Origin of the sequence: Streptomyces sp. NBC_00285, from assembly GCF_036174265.1 — a bacterium.
In the GTDB taxonomy this organism is placed as follows: domain Bacteria; phylum Actinomycetota; class Actinomycetes; order Streptomycetales; family Streptomycetaceae; genus Streptomyces.
This window is the reverse complement of sequence record NZ_CP108055.1, coordinates 631129-647336: the sequence shown is the minus strand read 5'-3', so window position 1 is coordinate 647336 and position 16208 is coordinate 631129. Positions and strand designations below refer to the sequence as shown.

Here is a 16208-nt window from a genome sequence, read left to right as displayed (position 1 = left end):
GCGTGGCGGGGCCTCGGCTGTGGGCACCCTGCCGTTTCGGCTGTGTGACGTTGTGTTGCGAGAGTGTCAATCGCGTTCTACTGGCACGTCAAGAGGTTTCGAACGATGTCCGACCAGTCGAACGGATTGCTTCCCGGTGTCAATGATCCGAGTTCCACGCGGTGTTGAACCGGTCGCCCTGCATGTGTTGACGAGTTACGGGCATTCGGGTCGTGCGCAGCGTGAACGATCCCAGTGGTTCGAACCAGTCCAGGACTCATCCGAGTCGTCCGAGTCATCCGAAATCATTCGAAGGGATGGGCACCATGCTGGCCATCATCTCCGCGGTCCTGTTCTTCATCTCGTTCCTGATCAACGCTGCGGACATCTCGACCAACGACACCTTCAGCTCGACGAACATCATGCTGCTGGGTCTCATGGTCCTCGCCCTTCACCTGGCGGGCATCGGCAGCGGCTGGTCCGCGCGCGGCCGCCGGTAAGGGCAGGGCCGACCGTGTTCAGGAGACGGGGCGCCCCCGGCGCGGGGCGTCTTCGACAGCGAGTACAGGCGCGACGGTCAGGTGGGGGCAGTAGCCCTCGGCTTTGATCCGCGCCGACCGGCCCTCGTACGGGGCGATGTGGAGGTTCCGCCGCCGGCGTCCGTGTGACGCGGGCGGCGGACCCGCCCGTCCATACGTCGACAGGGCGCCCCCGCGGCGCTGACCAGCCGTACCCAGCTGGTGTCACCCGTCCCGCATCCAGGCCCGCGTCCCGAACGACGCGCACGCCCGTGAAGCCACCGCTGCCGCATCCCGCAGGGCCTCGACGAACCGTTCCGAGGTCAGCGGGCCCCGGTCCGCGAGGTGGCACGCGAGAGCCCCGTGCAGCACATCGCCTGCGCCCAGGGTGTCCGCCACGCGCACGGCGGGAACGTCCACCGTGCCACCGCCGTCGGGACCCGTCCACACGAGGGAGCGGCCGCCCCGGCTGACCGCCGACCAGAGGACTCCGTGCTTCTGCAGAAACCGCAGGGTGTCCGTCGGCGTACTCGTCCCGGGAGGCCGGAAGTCGTCGGAGCAGACGGCCAGTTCGACCGACGGCAGCAGCTCCTCCGTACCGGCCTTCCAGCTGCCCCCGTCGAGGACGGTGCGCCGACCCGCGGACCGCGCTGCGCGGGCGGTCGCCAGGGCCAGTTCCATGTGATGGCCGTCGAACTCGACGATGTCGCAGGCGGCCACCAGCGCGTCGAGACCGGCGGGTGGCGCGAGGCGGAGCCCGGTGGCGTTGGTCGATGCGACGGCACGGTCCCCGCTCGACGCGGTCACCAGGATGGACGACACCGCAGGAGGCTCCACCGAATCGACGGCAAGATCCGACACGGTCACACCCAGCCGGGCCAGATCCGCGGTGACCGCGACACCCAGAGGGTGGGAGCCGATCCCCGTGAGCAGCCTGGCCGTACCACCCAGGTGGCTGAACGTCACGGCCGCGTTCGCCGCCGGACCGCCCGCCGCCACGACCTGCTCACGAGCCGTCAGTTTCTCGTTGGACCCCGGCACCCGGTCCACGAGCTGAACGACGTCCAACGTGCACAGGCCGACGAACAGCCCCGCAGGACGTCGGCCCTTCGTCGGCTCCACCTGCTGACACCTCCTCCTGCTCGCAGTTCCTCGCCTCAGGCCGCCGCCTGCTTCACGAGTTCACCGATGCGCGCCTCGTCGGCGGCGGTCAGCCGCGTGAGCGCGAAGGCGGTCGGCCACATGGTGCCCTCGTCGAGCTCCGCCCTGTCGTTGAAACCGAAGGTCGCGTACCGCGCGTTGAACTTCTGCGCGCTCTGGAAGAAACAGACGACCTTGCCGTCCTTGGCGTACGCGGGCATGCCGTACCAGAGCTTCGGCGCCAGATCCGGTGCACTCGCCCTGACGACGGTGTGGATGCGTTCGGCCATGGCCCGGTCCGCATCCTCCATCTCGGCGATCTTCGCGACCACGGCTGCCTCGTCCTGCGCCACCTTGTCGGCCTGCGAGCCGCTGCGCGCGGCCGCCTTGACCTCCCGGGCGCGCTCCTTCATCGCTGCCCGCTCCTCGGCTGTGAAGGTCTGGGTCCTCTCGACGGCCGCGATCGTACGCCCGGCGGTCCCCTGCGTGTCCTTCAAGGCGGTTCCTCCTGCTCTACGGATGGGTGGGTGCATCGTCAGGCGTCTGTCGGGGCACGGCAGCCTCCTGCCGGCCGGTCGCGGTCCCGGGCCGCGGTGTGGAGTGCGCGGCCCGGGACCGGCGCGGTTCACCCCCACGCACCGGCGATCTGACGGGTCGTGGCGTTGAGCCGGTTGAACAGGTTGGTCAGGCCGATCATCAGGACGATCGCGGCCAGTTGCTTCTCGTCGAAGTAGGTCGCGGCCACGTCCCAGACCTCGTCGCTCACCGCGTCGGGACGGTCGGCCAGTCGCGTCGCGGCCTCGGCCAGCGCGAGCGCCGCCCGCTCCTCCTCGCTGAAGTAGGGGGCCTCCCGCCACACGGCGGCCGTGGCCAGCCGTTCGTCGCTCACACCGGCCTTGCGGGCCGTTTTGGCGCCACCGTCGACACAGGCGCTGCACCCGTTGATCTGGCTGACCCGCAGATGCACCAGCTCCAGGGTCTGCGCGTCCACCCCACCGGAGTGGACGGCCTTGAAGAGCTGCTGGATGGGCTGCATTGCGTCGGACAGGACGACGGCGGGGTTCTGCATACGAGACTGCATCTGGCATCTCTCCTGTGTCGGGCTGTGCCCCGTTCGGGCTGTTCCGGCGGGGTGTGATGCCATCTCAGCCCACAGGACTTGTCAGGACGACGGCCGTGGGACACCGTGGGACAGCTGAAACGGCCTTGAACAGGCACGATCCGGCCCGGACGAATTCCGCCGGGGCGGGACAGGGGGACGGGGAACAGTGGTCGAGTACGACAGCACGGCGGGCGGCGACCCGCAGGAGGAGCTGGCCGCCCGGCTCCGCCTGCTCCAGGAACTGTCCAAGCTGGGCGTACGGGCCCTCGCACGGGACGCCGGCCTCAGCTCGTCATCGCTGTCCCGCTACCTCAGCGGCCGCACGGTCGCGCCCTGGCCCGCGGTGATCGCCCTGTGCCGCCTCGTCCAGCGCGACCCCCGCCCGCTGCGCCCCCTGTGGGAACGGGCCGCCAACCCCCTTCCGGCACCGCCGAGGACCAGCCGCCAGGTCCAGCCCCCCTCGCCGCCCGCCGGAGCACCGAGCCCGCCCCGCAACGACCTGCCGCGTGACGTGCCCGACTTCACCGGCCGCGAGGCCCAGCTCGCGGCCGTGCTCGACGGAGTCACCGGCAGCCGGGTGATCGCCCTCGACGGCATGGCGGGCGTCGGCAAGACCTGCCTCGCGGTGCACGCGGCGCATCACCTCGCCGCCGACTACCCGGACGCCCAGCTCTACCTGGACCTGCACGGCTTCACCGAGGGTCGGCGGCCCCTCGACGCCGACCGCGCCCTGCGAACCCTGCTCGCGGCCCTCGACGTGCCCTCGGAGAAGGTCCCGCAGGAAGGCGGCGTCGAGGAACTGTCCGCCTGCTGGCGGTCCGAACTGGCCCACCGGCGCGCCGTCCTGGTCCTCGACAACGCCGCCGACGCCGACCAGGTCCGCCCGTTGCTGCCCGGCGCCGGCCCCTCCGTCGCCCTGATCACCAGCCGCAATCGGCTGCTCGGCCTGGACGAGGTCCCGCCGGTGTCCCTGGACGTGCTGACCGAGCAGGAGAGCGCCGAACTCCTGGCCCGCGCCAGCGGCGAGACCGACGGCGCCCGGGGGCGCCTGGCCCGGGACCCCGAGTCCACGGCCGAGGTGCTGCGCCTGTGCGGGCATCTGCCGCTGGCCCTGCGGCTGGCCGCGGCCCGGCTGCGGCACCGGCCGGGCTGGACCGTGGGCATCCTCGTCGAGCGGATGGCGGAGGGGCCGAGCGAGTTCGACACCGCTTTCGCCATGTCCGTACGGCAGTTGGACCGTGGCACGTCCCGCCTGTTCCGCCTGCTCGGACTGCTGCCCGGGTCGACGTTCGACGAGCATGTGGCGGCAGCGCTCGCGGACGTACCCCTGCGCGCTGCCCGCGCGACGCTGGAGGACCTGCTGGACGCGCATCTCGTCCAGCAGCCGGCGGCCGGCCGCTACCGGCTCCACGACCTGGTCCACCAGCACGCGCGCCGCGCCACCACGGAGCACGACTCCCCGGCCGAACGGGACCGGGCCCTCACCCGGGTCCTCGACTACTACGTCCACGCGGCCGCCGCAGCGGATGCAGCGATGCCCTTCCCGTCGCTGAGCCGTGAGGCTTCCGTGACTCCGCCCGCGGCCGAACTGCCCTGCTTCGCCGACAAGATCACCGCCCTCGTCTGGTTCGGCACCGAGTACCTGAACCTGCTGGCCGCCTTCGAGGCGGCGGAGAGCGCCGGGGCCGACCGGCACATGTGCGAACTGCCGCGTTTCATGCGGACCTACTTCGCCCGGCGCTGCGGCACCACGATGCTCAACGGACTCTTCGAACGCTCGCTCACCGCCGCGCAACGCCTGGGTGATCCCCTGCAACTGGCCGAGGCGCACAGCGACTTGGGCTTCGCCCGCTACAACGCGGGCCGCATGGCGGAGGCGAGCGCGGCCTACGAGGCCGCGGCACCGTTGGTGTCCCGGGCGGCGGACCTGCGAACGGAGGCCGAACTGGCCATGCGCCGTGGCTACTTGCGATGGGACGAGGGCTACGTCGAGGAGCCGCTGGCACTGTTCCGGCTGGCGGGGAAGCTGTACGCGGACGCGGGCTGCCCCATGGGCACCGTGCACGCGACCGCCTACGAGGCCTGGGCACTGCTCCAGCTGGGCCACCGCGAGGAGGCGGCGCAGCTGGCCCGCACCGCGCTGGACGTCCCGCACGCCGACGGGGCGTGGCCGCCCGCGCTCCCGGCCCTGATCACTCTGGGCGTGGCCATCGCCCGCGAGGACCCCGACGAGGCCGCCGCGCACCTGCGCCGAGCGCTCGCGTCGGCCCGCGAGGACGGTCACAAGCACAACGAGGCATGGTGCCTGAACTGCCTGGGCGTCGCTCTGCGCCGGATGGGCCGCCACGAGGAGGCCCTGGCCGCCCACGAACAGGCCTTCGCCCTGCTGGACGAGCTGTTCGAGGACCACTGGAAGATCCACTTCCTCGACGCCTACGGCGAGACCTGCCGTCTGGCGGGCCTGCCGGAGCGGGCTCTGCGCCTCCACCGCCAGGCCCTGGAGCTGGCCCCGAGGCTCGGCCACCGGCACGCCGAGGCCCTGGCCCACGAGGGAATCGCGGCGATCCTCGACGGGACCGACCCCACCGCGGCGGCCGAACACCGGGCGGCCGGACGGGCGGTACTGCCGGAGCCCGCACCGGGCGACTGAACCCGGTTGCTCCGAGGCGCCCCGCGGCAGGCCGCCCGGGACTGCTCAGCGAACGAGCGAGGCACCTCAGCCCGCCGCGGTGTCGTGCCGCTGTCCCGACGGGCGCGTACGACAGCCGCGTGCCGGTGACGGCCCCCGACCCGGAACAAGGCCGGACTGGACGCGCCCGGCTTCCATGTCGCGCCCGACCCGTCGGCGGAGCCGCTCCCGGTCCCGCCGCGCATCACTGCGGCACGCGCAGTCCCGCGATGAGGAGCCTCACCAGTCGGCGCGGGTCGTAGTCGGGGTCGTTGTCCGCGCCGATGCAGAGGTTGCCGACTCCGCGCATCAACTCGATGGCCTCGATGTCGGTGTGGATCTCGTCGGCGCGGGCCGCGGCATCGAGGAGTCGCGTGCATACGGGCACGAGGCGGTCGATGAAGTACGCGTGCAGTGTTTCGAAGCCGGAGTTGTCCGACTGGAGCGCTCCTGCGAGCCCGTGCTTGGTGACCAGGAAGTCGACAAAGAGGTAGATCCACTGCTCCAGTGCCGCGTGCGCGGTCTCGCTGCTCTCCAGCAGGGCGGGCCCGGCCTCGGCGCAGGCGTCGACCTGGTGGCGGAACACGGCGATGATCAGGTCCGCCCGGGTCGGGAAGTGGCGGTAGATCGTGCCCAGTCCGACACCGGCCTCGGCGGCGATGTCGCGTACCGGGGCTTCCACGCCCTTGGCGACGAACACCGCGGCGGCCGCGTCGAGCAGGGTCTCCTTGTTGCGGCGGGCGTCCTTGCGCCGTGGAGTCGCGCGCTCCGTGCCGTCGTCGCTGTCGTTCACCGCGCCGCTTCCTCCGCCGTCGACCTTGCCAAAGCGGAACACTGTTCCGTATTGTTTCCGGAACGAGGTTCCGTTTGCCCATGATGGCAGACCGGGCCCCGGCGACCAAGCCATGCCGTGCCGTGCCGTGCCTTCAAGCCATGCCATGCCATGGCACGCACCGTCACGCATGCCGCACGACTTTCACCCGCTATGGAGGAACTCCCCATGCAGTACCGCACCCTGGGCCGTACCGGTGTACAGGTCAGCTCCCTCGCGCTCGGCGCGATGAACTTCGGCCACATCGGCAGCACCACGCAGGCCGAGGCCACCGCGATCGTCGATGCCGCTCTGGAGGCCGGCGTCAACGTCATCGACACCGCCGACATGTACGGCGACGGCGAGTCGGAGGAAATGGTCGGCAAGGCCATCGCCGGCCGCCGGGACGACATCGTCCTCGCCACGAAGGCGGGCATGCCCATCGGCACCGAACGCAACCATCGGGGCAGCTCGCGCCGCTGGCTGGTCACCGCACTGGAAGCCAGCCTGCGTCGCCTCGGAGTCGACCACGTCGACCTCTACCAGATCCACCGCTGGGACCCGAACACCAGCGACGAGGAGACCCTCTCGGCCCTTACCGACCTCCAACGCGCCGGAAAGATCCGCCACTTCGGCTCCTCCACCTTCCCCGCCCACCGCATCGTGCAGGCCCAGTGGGCCGCGCGCGAGCACCAGCTGAGCCGCTACACCACCGAACAGCCCAGCTACTCCGTCCTCCAGCGCGGCATCGAGACCCACGTCCTGCCGGTCACCCAGGAGTACGGCCTCGGCGTGCTGGTGTGGAGCCCGCTCGCCTCGGGCTGGCTGTCGGGCGCGATCCGTGAGGGCCGCGACATCGCCACCCACCGCTCGGCGCTGATGCCCGCACGGTTCGACACCACCCTTCCCTCCAACAGGGCCAGGCTCGACGCCGTGGAGCGACTGGCCGCGATCGCCGACGAGGCCGGCCTCACCCTCATCCAGCTCGCACTCGGCTTCGTGACCGCACACCCCGGTGTGACCAGCGCCCTCATCGGCCCTCGCACGACGGACCACCTGCACGCCCAACTCGCCGCAGCGGACACCGTCCTGACCGCCGACGTGCTCGACGCGATCGACGAGATCGTCGTCCCCGGCACGGACCTGGCCGCGCACGAGAAGTACGACACCCCGCCGGCCCTCCTCGACCCGTCACTGCGCCGACGCTGACCGACGCGAACACGCAGAGAAACCGCCGGGGGAGACCCCTTGCAGAACGGGACCCACAGCCCATGCCGAACCCATCCCCACCCAGCTTCGGGATCATGACCGCCCCGATGCAGGTCGGTTACGACGACATCCTGCGAGTCTGGAGCGAGGCGGACGCTGTCCCCGCCATCGAGCACGCCTGGCTCTTCGACCACCTCATGCCGATCGGAGGAGACCCCGACGGACCGGCCTACGAAGGCTGGACGCTCCTGGCGGCGCTGGCCGCCCGGACGCGACGGCTGCGGCTCGGCGTGATGGTGACCAGCAACCGCTTCCGGCCACCCGCGCTGCTCGCGAAGATCGCCACGACCGTGGACATCGTCTCCGAGGGCCGACTCGACTTCGGTATCGGCGTCGGCTCACGTCCCGACCACCCCCTGGCCAGGCGCGAGTACGAGGCCCACGGTCTGCCCTTCCATGACACCGCGCACGCGGTGGGCAGCCTCGACGAAGCCTGCACGCTGATACGACGCCTGTGGACCGAGGAGAAACCCTTCGACGCCCACGGCCCCTACCACCCCGTCTCCAAGGCCTTCGGCAACCCCAAACCCATCCAGCGCCCCCACCCGCCGATCCTCATCGGAGGCCGCTCGTCCACGACCCTGCGCACCGCCGCCCGGCACGCCGACCTGTGGAACATCCCCGGCGGCGACATCCACGACGTCATCCGCCGCAGCGCCCTGCTGGACCGTTACTGCCGGGACATCGGGCGGGATCCAGCCGAGATCACCCGCTCGATCCACCTGGCGGTCTCCTACGACAGCCCCGGCACCACCCGTGACGCGATCACCGAAGCAATCGACGCGGGCTTCGGCCACATCGTGCTGGGCCTGCCGGCGCCCTATCCCGCGGCCGTCGCCCAATGGGTCGCCGACGAACTCGTCAGCCCTTCGGCCTGAGGCGCCGCAGGTCACTTCCAGCCGTACGCGTACGCCGCGACCCAGGTGACGTCGAGCTGGGCACTGCTGCCGGGCGCGGCCCCGGGTCCCTCCAGAGCGCTCTCGTTCTGAAGCACCCACGAAAGGGGCTCGTCCGGCACGTCACGGGTGTCGTGACCGGTCTGTCGGCCGTCGACGAAGAACCGGACATGGCCCGGTGTCCACTCGGTGGAGACGGTGTGCCACTGCGTCCAGTCGTCGCTTCCGGGGAAGGAGCCCTGCTCGCCGCCACCGCACGGATGGTGAAAGGCGCTGAGGGTGCCGGTCCACTCTCCTTCGGGGTGGTCCATCTCGCAGCCGCCTCCGTAGTGCAGCCACGCGGACTTGTACCCGGGAGCGAGTTTTGTGACCTTGATCCGTGCGCTGTACTTGCCGTACTTCATCTGCATCACCGCACGCGGCACCAGCGCGGCGGCATGCACGGGGCCCCCGTCGGTGGGCCGCCACATCCGGATGGACATTCTGCCGTCGCCGTTCGCCGCGGGGCCGACGCTCACGGTGTCCTCCGGGTGGTAGACCCCCACCACGTCGCGCCCCCGGCTCTCGGCGGTGTCGGGCCAACCGGTCGGATACGCCCACCAGTTGTCACGGTATTTCCCTTTCAGGCCCCCGCAGTACGCAGCGGACGTATCGACGTCGTGGGCGCAGTCGCTGAAGGAGCCCAGCGGCACCCGGTCCCCGTTGAAATCCTCGGCGAGGACCTGCCAGAACGGTCCGCAGTCACCGCGCGGCAGGTGGGCCGCGGTGGTGTGGCAGGCGTCGGTCGACGGGGGTGCCGCGTCGGCTCGTGGGAGGCCCAGCAGGCCGCCTCCCACGAGCAGGAGACTCGCGGTCGTCACCAGAAATCGCCTGTGGTGGTGCGGCGCTGCGTGTGAACCCATTCCGGGGCTCCTTCAGGACCGGCGGCCGACGTCGTCCGACCCTGCCGCGCGGGACGCCGGAAAGGCCGTGCACCGCGCCGGGCGGACTGCGTTTCGCGAAGGAACATCCTCGCCCGTCCGGCTCCGGGGCGCCATCCCCCGTACGCGCCGTGAACCGGACGGTCCGCCCCGCCGGCCGTGTCGGACCGCGCCGTCCGCTTCAGAACTCGCTGTCGATGCCGGTCACGACCGCCGCGCCCAACGGTGCCTCGTCCTCGGCCAGGCCGCTGTCCCGCAGGGCCTGGGACACCAGCCGTACCGCCTCGGTCTCGGCCAGCGCCCGGTCGGCGGCCTCGACCTCGATGCGGGCGGCGAACATCCCGCCCTCCTCCACGCTCAGCAGGCTCAACTCCTCGTTCTCTCCCAGATCCGTGTTCCTGGGGTCCTGAGGCCGAAGCCTGCGCGCGATGCCCGAGCGGACGCTGTCGGGGACCGTTCGCAGGAACGTGCCGGGGACGGTGATGACGTAGGTGGTCACAGGGGACTCCTTTCTGACCTCCTGTCCGGTTCCCCGTGACGGCGATCGGAATCGGGGCAGGGAGGAAGGTTCCAGATGTGGAGGAAACGTGGTGTGGAGGGTGGTTCTCAGGAGTCGTCCCTGCATGGGCACGCCGGTCGCGGGTAGGCGCGCCCAGGACCACGGGAATCTTGGGATGGGCGGACGATGACGACGTCGGTGACGGCGGACACAGGCACGACACCTCCGGTAACGAGGTACCCCGCACGGGACGCCAGGCAGCTGCCGCGGTCCGGCCCGGGCCGGATTGCCGTACGGGAGGAACGCGGCGCCGAGTCACCTGCCGACCGTCCGGCCCGAGCCACCGGGCGGCGCCCGCCCGCCACCCCGGCCCTCGTCGGAGAACCGACCATGCGGTGAAGACCGCCGGCCCCCAGGGGGCCGACGCCCATGGGCGGACACCGTGTCCACCGATGGTGCGCGACTGTTGACGATCGGATCGTCGCTCTGCCCGAGCTCCGGACCTTGCCTCCGGCAATCTCCTACGGCGGACGACATGTATGAGGTGGGGAGGACGGGACCGTAGTGATCTCAGGGACTGGGGCTGCCGAGTTGGCGCCGGAGAGCGGCGTCGGCGTCGAAGCGGCCTGGGCGCACTGGGAACCGTCGGTTCTCCTCGTGGAGGACGATCCCGGCGATGCGATGCTCGTCGAGGAGCTGGTCGCCGACGGCGCCGTGAAGATGCGGCTGCGATGGGTACGGTCCATGACCGAGGCCGTCGAGGTGCTCACCACCGAGACACCCGACTGCGTCCTGCTCGATCTGCACTTGCCGGACGCCCACGGCCTGGAGGCGGTCTCCCTGGTCCAGGCACAGGCGGAGCGGGTCGCCATCGTGGTCCTCACCGGACTCGCCGAGGAACAGACCGGCCTCGCGGCCGTCGCGACCGGCGCACAGGATTACCTGGTCAAGGGCAGGGTGGAGCCCGAACTGTTCGGGCGCGCGGTGCGCTACGCGATCCAGCGCAAACAGACCGAACAGGCTGCGGTGGCCCTCCAGGCCGGCGCTCTCCAGGCCCAGGAGAACGCCCGTCTGGAGCGGGGACTGCTGCCCCGCCCCCTGCTGCGCGCCGAGGGCGTTCAGGTCGTGGCCCGGTACCGGCCCGGCCGTGCGCACACGCTGCTGGGCGGCGACTTCTACGACATCGTGCAGAGCGCCGACGGCACCCTGCACGCACTTATCGGCGACGTCTCCGGGCACGGCCCCGACGAGGCGGCTCTCGGCGTCGCCCTGCGGATCGCCTGGCGCACCCTGGTACTCAGCGGAATCACCGGCGGTGAGCAGATGGCCCGGCTGGAGGAGCTGCTGATGGCCGAACGGGCCGGTGACGAGGTCTTCGCCACGCTGGTGAGTCTGGCGGCCGTCCCGGGAGAGCAGCAGGCCCTCATCGTGCGAGCCGGCCACCACGGCCTGTTCCATCGCACCGGAACGGACGTGACGTGGGTGGAGGTGCCCGGCGGCCCGGCCCTGGGCATGGTCCCCGGCGGCGCGTGCTGGCCGACCGCGGAGCTGCCGGTGCCGACGGGAACGTCGGTGGTGCTCTTCACGGACGGACTGTTCGAGGGGCATGTGAGCCGGGGCCCGGAACGCCTCGGTGAGGAAGGGCTGCTGGCCCTCGCCCGGGAAGGCGCCGGTCTGGAGCCGGAGGCTTTCGTGGACCGGCTGATCGAGAAGGCCGAGAGCCTGGCCGAGGCGCGGGGCGGCCTGGCCGACGATGTGGCCGTCATCCATCTGAACTGGAACTGAGCAAGCAGGAGTGTGGTGTCGGAGCACAGGGTGAGGCACATGACGCGCACGGCGTGGATCGGACGCCGACTGACGGTGCAGGGCTGGTTCTATCTGACGCTGGCGGCCATGACGCTGCTGGTGGTGGTCGGCAGTGTGGTCGGCGCGAGCCTGCTGGGCCGGACGGCAGAGGTGAGCGATCAGCTTCTGCGGCGCGTCCAGCCCGCCCAGACGGAGGCGTACCGGCTGCAGGCGGCGCTGGTCAACCAGGAGACCGGCATCCGCGGCTACGCGATCACCGCCGACCGGCAGTTCCTCGACCCGTACACCCAGGGCAAGCGGAGCGAGGCCACGTCGGCCGGCCGGCTGCGCGCGTACATCGGTGAGCGGCCCGAACTGCTGGTGGACCTCAGGGCTATCGAAGGCCAGGCGGCCGAGTGGCGCCGCACCTACGCCGAACCCCTCGCGGTCTCGGTCACCCCGGGCACGCCCGAGCCGCTCGACCAGCGCAAGGCCGACCAGGGCAAGAGGGAGTTCGACCGGCTGCGCGGGCTGTGGAGCACACAGAACAGGAACCTGGCGAAGGCGGTGCAGGACGGCCGGTCCCACCTTGCCCATGAACGCACGGTGCGCGACTCGGTCCTGGGCGGCATGGTGGCCGTCTTCCTGCTCGCCGGAGTCGCCTGCGCCGTCCTGGTCCGGATCCTGGTGACGCGCCCCCTGGAGGCGCTCCGTACGGCGTCGAGGAGGGTGGCGGGCGGCGACTTCGCGTACGTCATCACCGGGGGCGGTCCGGCCGATCTGATCGCCGTGGCCCGCGACGTCGAAGGCATGCGCAAGCGGGTCGTGGCGGATCTGCGCGCCTCGCAGGAACAGGAGGAGGAACTGACCCGGCAGGCCGCCGATCTGGACGCCCAGGCCGTGGAGTTGCGCCGGTCCAACGCGGAACTGGAGCAGTTCGCCTACGTCGCCTCACATGATCTGCAGGAGCCGCTGCGCAAGGTCGCCTCCTTCTGCCAGCTGCTGGAGAAGCGCTACGGAGACCTCCTCGACGACCGGGGCCGGCAGTACGTCGACTTCGCCGTCGACGGTGCCCGCCGTATGCAGGTCCTCATCAACGACCTGCTGACCTTCTCCCGGGTCGGACGCGTCAACGACGCCCGGGTGCCCATCGGTCTCGACCATGCGCTGGACAAGGCGCTCGCCAACCTCGGTACGGCCGTCGAGGAGTCCGGCGCCCGTGTCGAGCGCCCCGAGCAGCTGCCCGAGGTCGTCGGGGACCCCACCCTGCTGGCCATGCTCTGGCAGAACCTGATCGGCAACGCGCTCAAGTTCCGTCACCCCGACCGTACTTCGCAGGTGTCCGTCACCTGCGGCCCGGACCCCGACGAGACCGACAGCCTGCTCATGACCGTCACGGACAACGGCATCGGCATTCCCGAGCAGTTCACGGAGAAGGTCTTCATCATCTTCCAGCGGCTGCACAGCCGGGACGACTACGGCGGCACCGGCATCGGCCTGGCGCTGTGCAAGAAGATCGTGGAACAGCACGGCGGCAGGATCTGGATCGACACCGCTCACACGGACGGCACGCGCCTGTGCTTCACCCTCCCGTCCCTCCCCGAGACCCCGGAGGCGTCCGGCATCGACACCGAGCAGAAGGTTCTTCTATGAGCACCCCGGCCGCCAGCCCCATCGACGTACTCCTGGTCGAGGACGACCCCGGCGACGAGCTGATGACCCGTGAGGCGTTCGAGGACAACAAGATCGGCAACACGCTCCATGTGGTGCGGGACGGCGAGGAGGCACTGGACTTCCTCTACCGACGGGGCGAGCACACCGACGCGCCGGAGCCCGATCTCATCCTGCTCGACCTCAACCTCCCCAAGTACGACGGCCGTCAGGTCCTGGAGAAGATCAAGTCCGACCCGGAGCTGTCCCACATCCCCGTCGTCGTCCTCACTACCTCCGCGGCCGAGGAGGACATCCTGCGCAGCTACCGGCTCCATGCCAACGCCTATGTCACCAAGCCGGTCGACCTGGACCAGTTCATCGCCGCGGTCCGCCAGATCGACGACTTCTTCGTCCAGGTCGTCCGTCTGCCACGCCACTTCTGACGTCGCCGCCCGATCCGACGGGCAGGACGAAACCGGGCCCCGCCGCGACCGGCGCAGGCCCGGGACCCCGTCGGCATCGGCCGACGGGGCACACGCGATCCGGTTGCCGGTGACTCCTGCCCTGCGCGGCCGGGAGTCGCCGTCCCGCTCGCGCTCGCGAGGGTAAGCCTGCAGCTCCGCGACCGGGCCGGGCATTCCGCGGGGCACGACTGGAGCCAGTGAGTCGAACTCCAGTTCCCTTGAAACTCCTTTGTTCGAACCTACGAACTTCTGCGTGCCGGGTTACTGATGTCGCCGTGCACTGGTAGGAAACGTTCCTAACAATCAGGTCTGGACCAACTCTCCACCCCCCACCCCCACTTGGAGTCCCCGTGGAACCTGACACAGCGCCCCCGGCCGCCCGCACCTCCCGCCGCACCGTCCTCGCGCTGATGGGCGCGGCGACCTGCGCCGGCATGTTCAGTTTGCCGCGCGCCGCAGCGGCCTCCGCGGCCGCACCGGGCCTCGACGACCCCGCGAAGAAGGAGATCGCCATGAAGCTGGTGTCGAGCGCGGAGAACTCCTCGCTCGACTGGAAGGCGCAGTACCAGTACATCGAGGACATAGGTGACGGCCGCGGCTACACCGCCGGCATCATCGGCTTCTGCTCCGGCACCGGAGACATGCTCGACCTCGTCGAGCTGTACAACGTCCGCAAGCCCGGCAACGTCCTCGCCAAGTACCTTCCGGCACTGCGCCGCGTCGACGGCACCGACTCGCACACCGGCCTCGACCCGCACTTCACCGAGGACTGGCGCAAGGCCGCGCGGGACGCTGTGTTCCAGCAGGCGCAGAACGACGAACGCGACCGCGTCTACTTCAACCCCGCCGTCAAGCAGGGCAAGGCGGACGGCGTGCGCGCACTCGGCCAGTTCGCCTACTACGACGCCATCGTCATGCACGGCGACGGCGGCGACGCGACCAGTTTCAGCAGCATCCGTCGACGCGCCCTGCGCCAGGCCAAGCCCCCGGCCCAGGGCGGTGACGAGACGGCGTACCTGAACGCCTTCCTCGACGCCCGCGTGTGGGCGATGAAGCAGGAGGAGGCACACAGTGACACCAGCCGCGTCGACACCGCCCAGCGCGTCTTCCTGCGCCGGGGCAATTTCGACCTGAACCCGCCGCTGGACTGGAAGGTCTACGGCGACAGCTACCACATCGGCTGACCGGGAACCGGCACGGCGAGGGGGGTGCCCCCTCGCCGTGCCGTCGCGGTATGGCGAAAACGCTCCCGGTGAAGCGTTTGCCGTCGGAGCGAGCGGTTACGCGATGTCCATGAGTGAATCGAACGAGCAGACGAACCAAGATTCCGCGCGGGCCGCGGCATCGAAGGCCCGGCGGACCACGGCCAAGGCCACCGCCCCGGCGTCGAAGGCGGCGGGCGCGGCGGCCACCAAGACGGATGACGTCGCGTCAGCGGGCAAGAAGGTGACGGAGCGTACCGCAAGGACCGCCAGTGAGGCCGCGCACAGTGCGGCCAAGAGCGTCGAGGCCGGCCGTCAGACCGTCGTCGCCGCCTCGGGGCAGGCCGCAGCCGTCGCCAAGACGGCCTGGACCGTGGTCGCCCAGCGCAAGCTCATCGCCGCAGGCGTCGGTGCGGGCCTGACAGTGCTGAGTGCGACGTCCTACGCGGTGGGCCGCCGTGCGGGACGTCACACACACGGTCCGCTCACCCGCTGGACGAACGGGCGGATCTGAGGGAGCAGGAGCGACCCCGGAGGCGTTCCGTCGCGTAGCGGGGACATTGACGGCCCGTCACCATCCCTGCGACAGAAGGTCGTTGAGACGCACGCCCGCCGCCCAGCGGCGGAGAGCGGAACCGTCGAGCAGGCGGATCGTCCGCTCCCTCCGGGCCCAGCGGATGTCGCGGGCGGTGAAGACACCGCGATGCACGACCAGGCGCAGCTGCGATTCCCGGCTCCCGCGGTGCGGGTGGGGATGCGGCAGGTCCTCGTCGGGAAGGGGCTCCGCAACCGGCCGGAAAGCGACGTGGAGCCGGCGGCCCGCCGCGTCCCGGGCGCACAGACGCGGCCGGTCCGGCGCCGGTACCAGCCGCACCCGCCACCCGTCCCGGCGCAGCATCCGGGCCACCGCCAACGCGAGTCCCTGAGTGTCGAGTTCGAGGAGCTCGTCCGCGGTGTAGTAGCCGAGACGGCGTCGGGCGCCGGGGCGCCCGCGGCGGATGCCGGCCAGGGCGACCAAGGCCGGCAGCACCACCCCGAGGGCCGGGACGACGACCCCGGCGGCGCGGTATCCCGCGGTGAGCGCGGCGACCGCCGCGCACACGACCGCCACCAGACCGGCGAAGGCGGGCAGCACGTCGCGGAACCTGGGCCCGTAACGCCCCTCGGCGCGCAGCCGGCGCACCAGGTGCCGCTTGCGCGATCGGCGCGACGGGAGAGGTCCGGACGTCCGCGACAGACGTGCCACAGCCCCGGCCCTCCCCATGTCGCCTGCGTCCACCCGTCACTGCACGGATACCCAGC

At 70.9% G+C, this 16208-nt stretch carries 16 protein-coding genes; 9 read left to right on the top strand and 7 right to left on the bottom strand.

Annotated features, from left to right (window positions below; all coding sequences use genetic code 11):
• The first annotated feature begins 305 nt into the window (after positions 1-305).
• Complete coding sequence (locus tag OHT57_RS03110) at positions 306-479, top strand: hypothetical protein (protein WP_328744308.1); 174 nt, start codon at positions 306-308, stop codon at positions 477-479.
• A 243-nt stretch (positions 480-722) separates the two neighbouring features.
• Here OHT57_RS03110 and OHT57_RS03105 read toward each other — a convergent pair whose 3' ends face one another.
• The 3 genes from OHT57_RS03105 to OHT57_RS03095 form a co-directional block, all read right to left on the bottom strand.
• Positions 723-1619 carry a PfkB family carbohydrate kinase gene (locus OHT57_RS03105; RefSeq protein WP_328744307.1) on the bottom strand — a complete coding sequence of 299 codons (897 nt, stop codon included), beginning with the start codon at positions 1617-1619 and terminating at the stop codon, positions 723-725.
• A gap of 35 nt (positions 1620-1654) precedes the next feature.
• Positions 1655-2050, bottom strand: a complete 396-nt coding sequence (locus OHT57_RS03100; RefSeq protein ID WP_328753101.1) for an iron chaperone — start codon at positions 2048-2050, stop codon at positions 1655-1657.
• A gap of 212 nt (positions 2051-2262) precedes the next feature.
• A complete protein-coding gene (locus tag OHT57_RS03095; protein WP_328744306.1) occupies positions 2263-2718 on the bottom strand; it encodes a carboxymuconolactone decarboxylase family protein in 456 nt (151 codons plus the stop codon).
• Between the two features lie 187 nt (positions 2719-2905).
• Between OHT57_RS03095 and OHT57_RS03090 the strand changes: the two genes are divergently transcribed.
• Positions 2906-5389 carry a tetratricopeptide repeat protein gene (locus OHT57_RS03090; protein ID WP_328744305.1) on the top strand — a complete coding sequence of 828 codons (2484 nt, stop codon included), beginning with the start codon at positions 2906-2908 and terminating at the stop codon, positions 5387-5389.
• A 223-nt stretch (positions 5390-5612) separates the two neighbouring features.
• Here the strand turns inward: OHT57_RS03090 and OHT57_RS03085 are convergent, their stop codons facing one another.
• On the bottom strand, positions 5613-6200 hold the full coding sequence (locus OHT57_RS03085) for a TetR/AcrR family transcriptional regulator (protein WP_328744304.1): 588 nt from the start codon (positions 6198-6200) through the stop codon (positions 5613-5615).
• A gap of 207 nt (positions 6201-6407) precedes the next feature.
• Between OHT57_RS03085 and OHT57_RS03080 the strand changes: the two genes are divergently transcribed.
• Both OHT57_RS03080 and OHT57_RS03075 read left to right on the top strand, forming a co-directional pair.
• Positions 6408-7427, top strand: a complete 1020-nt coding sequence (locus tag OHT57_RS03080; protein WP_328744302.1) for an aldo/keto reductase — start codon at positions 6408-6410, stop codon at positions 7425-7427.
• Between the two features lie 95 nt (positions 7428-7522).
• Positions 7523-8365, top strand: a complete 843-nt coding sequence (locus tag OHT57_RS03075; protein ID WP_443053417.1) for an LLM class flavin-dependent oxidoreductase — start codon at positions 7523-7525, stop codon at positions 8363-8365.
• Between the two features lie 11 nt (positions 8366-8376).
• On the opposite strand, the gene OHT57_RS03070 is transcribed toward OHT57_RS03075, so the two are convergent.
• On the bottom strand, positions 8377-9285 hold the full coding sequence (locus OHT57_RS03070) for a glycoside hydrolase family 16 protein (RefSeq protein WP_328744299.1): 909 nt from the start codon (positions 9283-9285) through the stop codon (positions 8377-8379).
• Positions 9286-9484: 199 nt separating this feature from the next.
• The gene (locus OHT57_RS03065) at positions 9485-9802 is read right to left on the bottom strand and encodes a hypothetical protein (protein WP_328744298.1); all 318 of its coding nucleotides are present in this window, start codon (positions 9800-9802) and stop codon (positions 9485-9487) included.
• Positions 9803-10366: 564 nt separating this feature from the next.
• Between OHT57_RS03065 and OHT57_RS03060 the strand changes: the two genes are divergently transcribed.
• The 5 genes from OHT57_RS03060 (at position 10367) to OHT57_RS03040 (ending at position 15420) form a co-directional block, all read left to right on the top strand.
• Complete coding sequence (locus tag OHT57_RS03060; RefSeq protein ID WP_443053416.1) at positions 10367-11587, top strand: PP2C family protein-serine/threonine phosphatase; 1221 nt, start codon at positions 10367-10369, stop codon at positions 11585-11587.
• Between the two features lie 39 nt (positions 11588-11626).
• Positions 11627-13240: a sensor histidine kinase gene (locus tag OHT57_RS03055; RefSeq protein ID WP_328744297.1), complete on the top strand. Its 1614-nt coding sequence runs from the start codon at positions 11627-11629 to the stop codon at positions 13238-13240.
• A complete protein-coding gene (locus OHT57_RS03050) occupies positions 13237-13683 on the top strand; it encodes a response regulator (protein ID WP_328744296.1) in 447 nt (148 codons plus the stop codon). Before OHT57_RS03055 ends, OHT57_RS03050 begins: the two co-directional genes overlap by 4 nt.
• Before the next feature lie 431 nt (positions 13684-14114).
• Positions 14115-14888: a chitosanase gene (locus tag OHT57_RS03045; RefSeq protein ID WP_328753099.1), complete on the top strand. Its 774-nt coding sequence runs from the start codon at positions 14115-14117 to the stop codon at positions 14886-14888.
• Between the two features lie 103 nt (positions 14889-14991).
• The gene (locus OHT57_RS03040) at positions 14992-15420 is read left to right on the top strand and encodes a hypothetical protein (protein ID WP_328744294.1); all 429 of its coding nucleotides are present in this window, start codon (positions 14992-14994) and stop codon (positions 15418-15420) included.
• Positions 15421-15477: 57 nt separating this feature from the next.
• Here the strand turns inward: OHT57_RS03040 and OHT57_RS03035 are convergent, their stop codons facing one another.
• The gene (locus tag OHT57_RS03035; protein ID WP_328744293.1) at positions 15478-16152 is read right to left on the bottom strand and encodes a hypothetical protein; all 675 of its coding nucleotides are present in this window, start codon (positions 16150-16152) and stop codon (positions 15478-15480) included.
• Positions 16153-16208 lie beyond the last annotated feature (56 nt).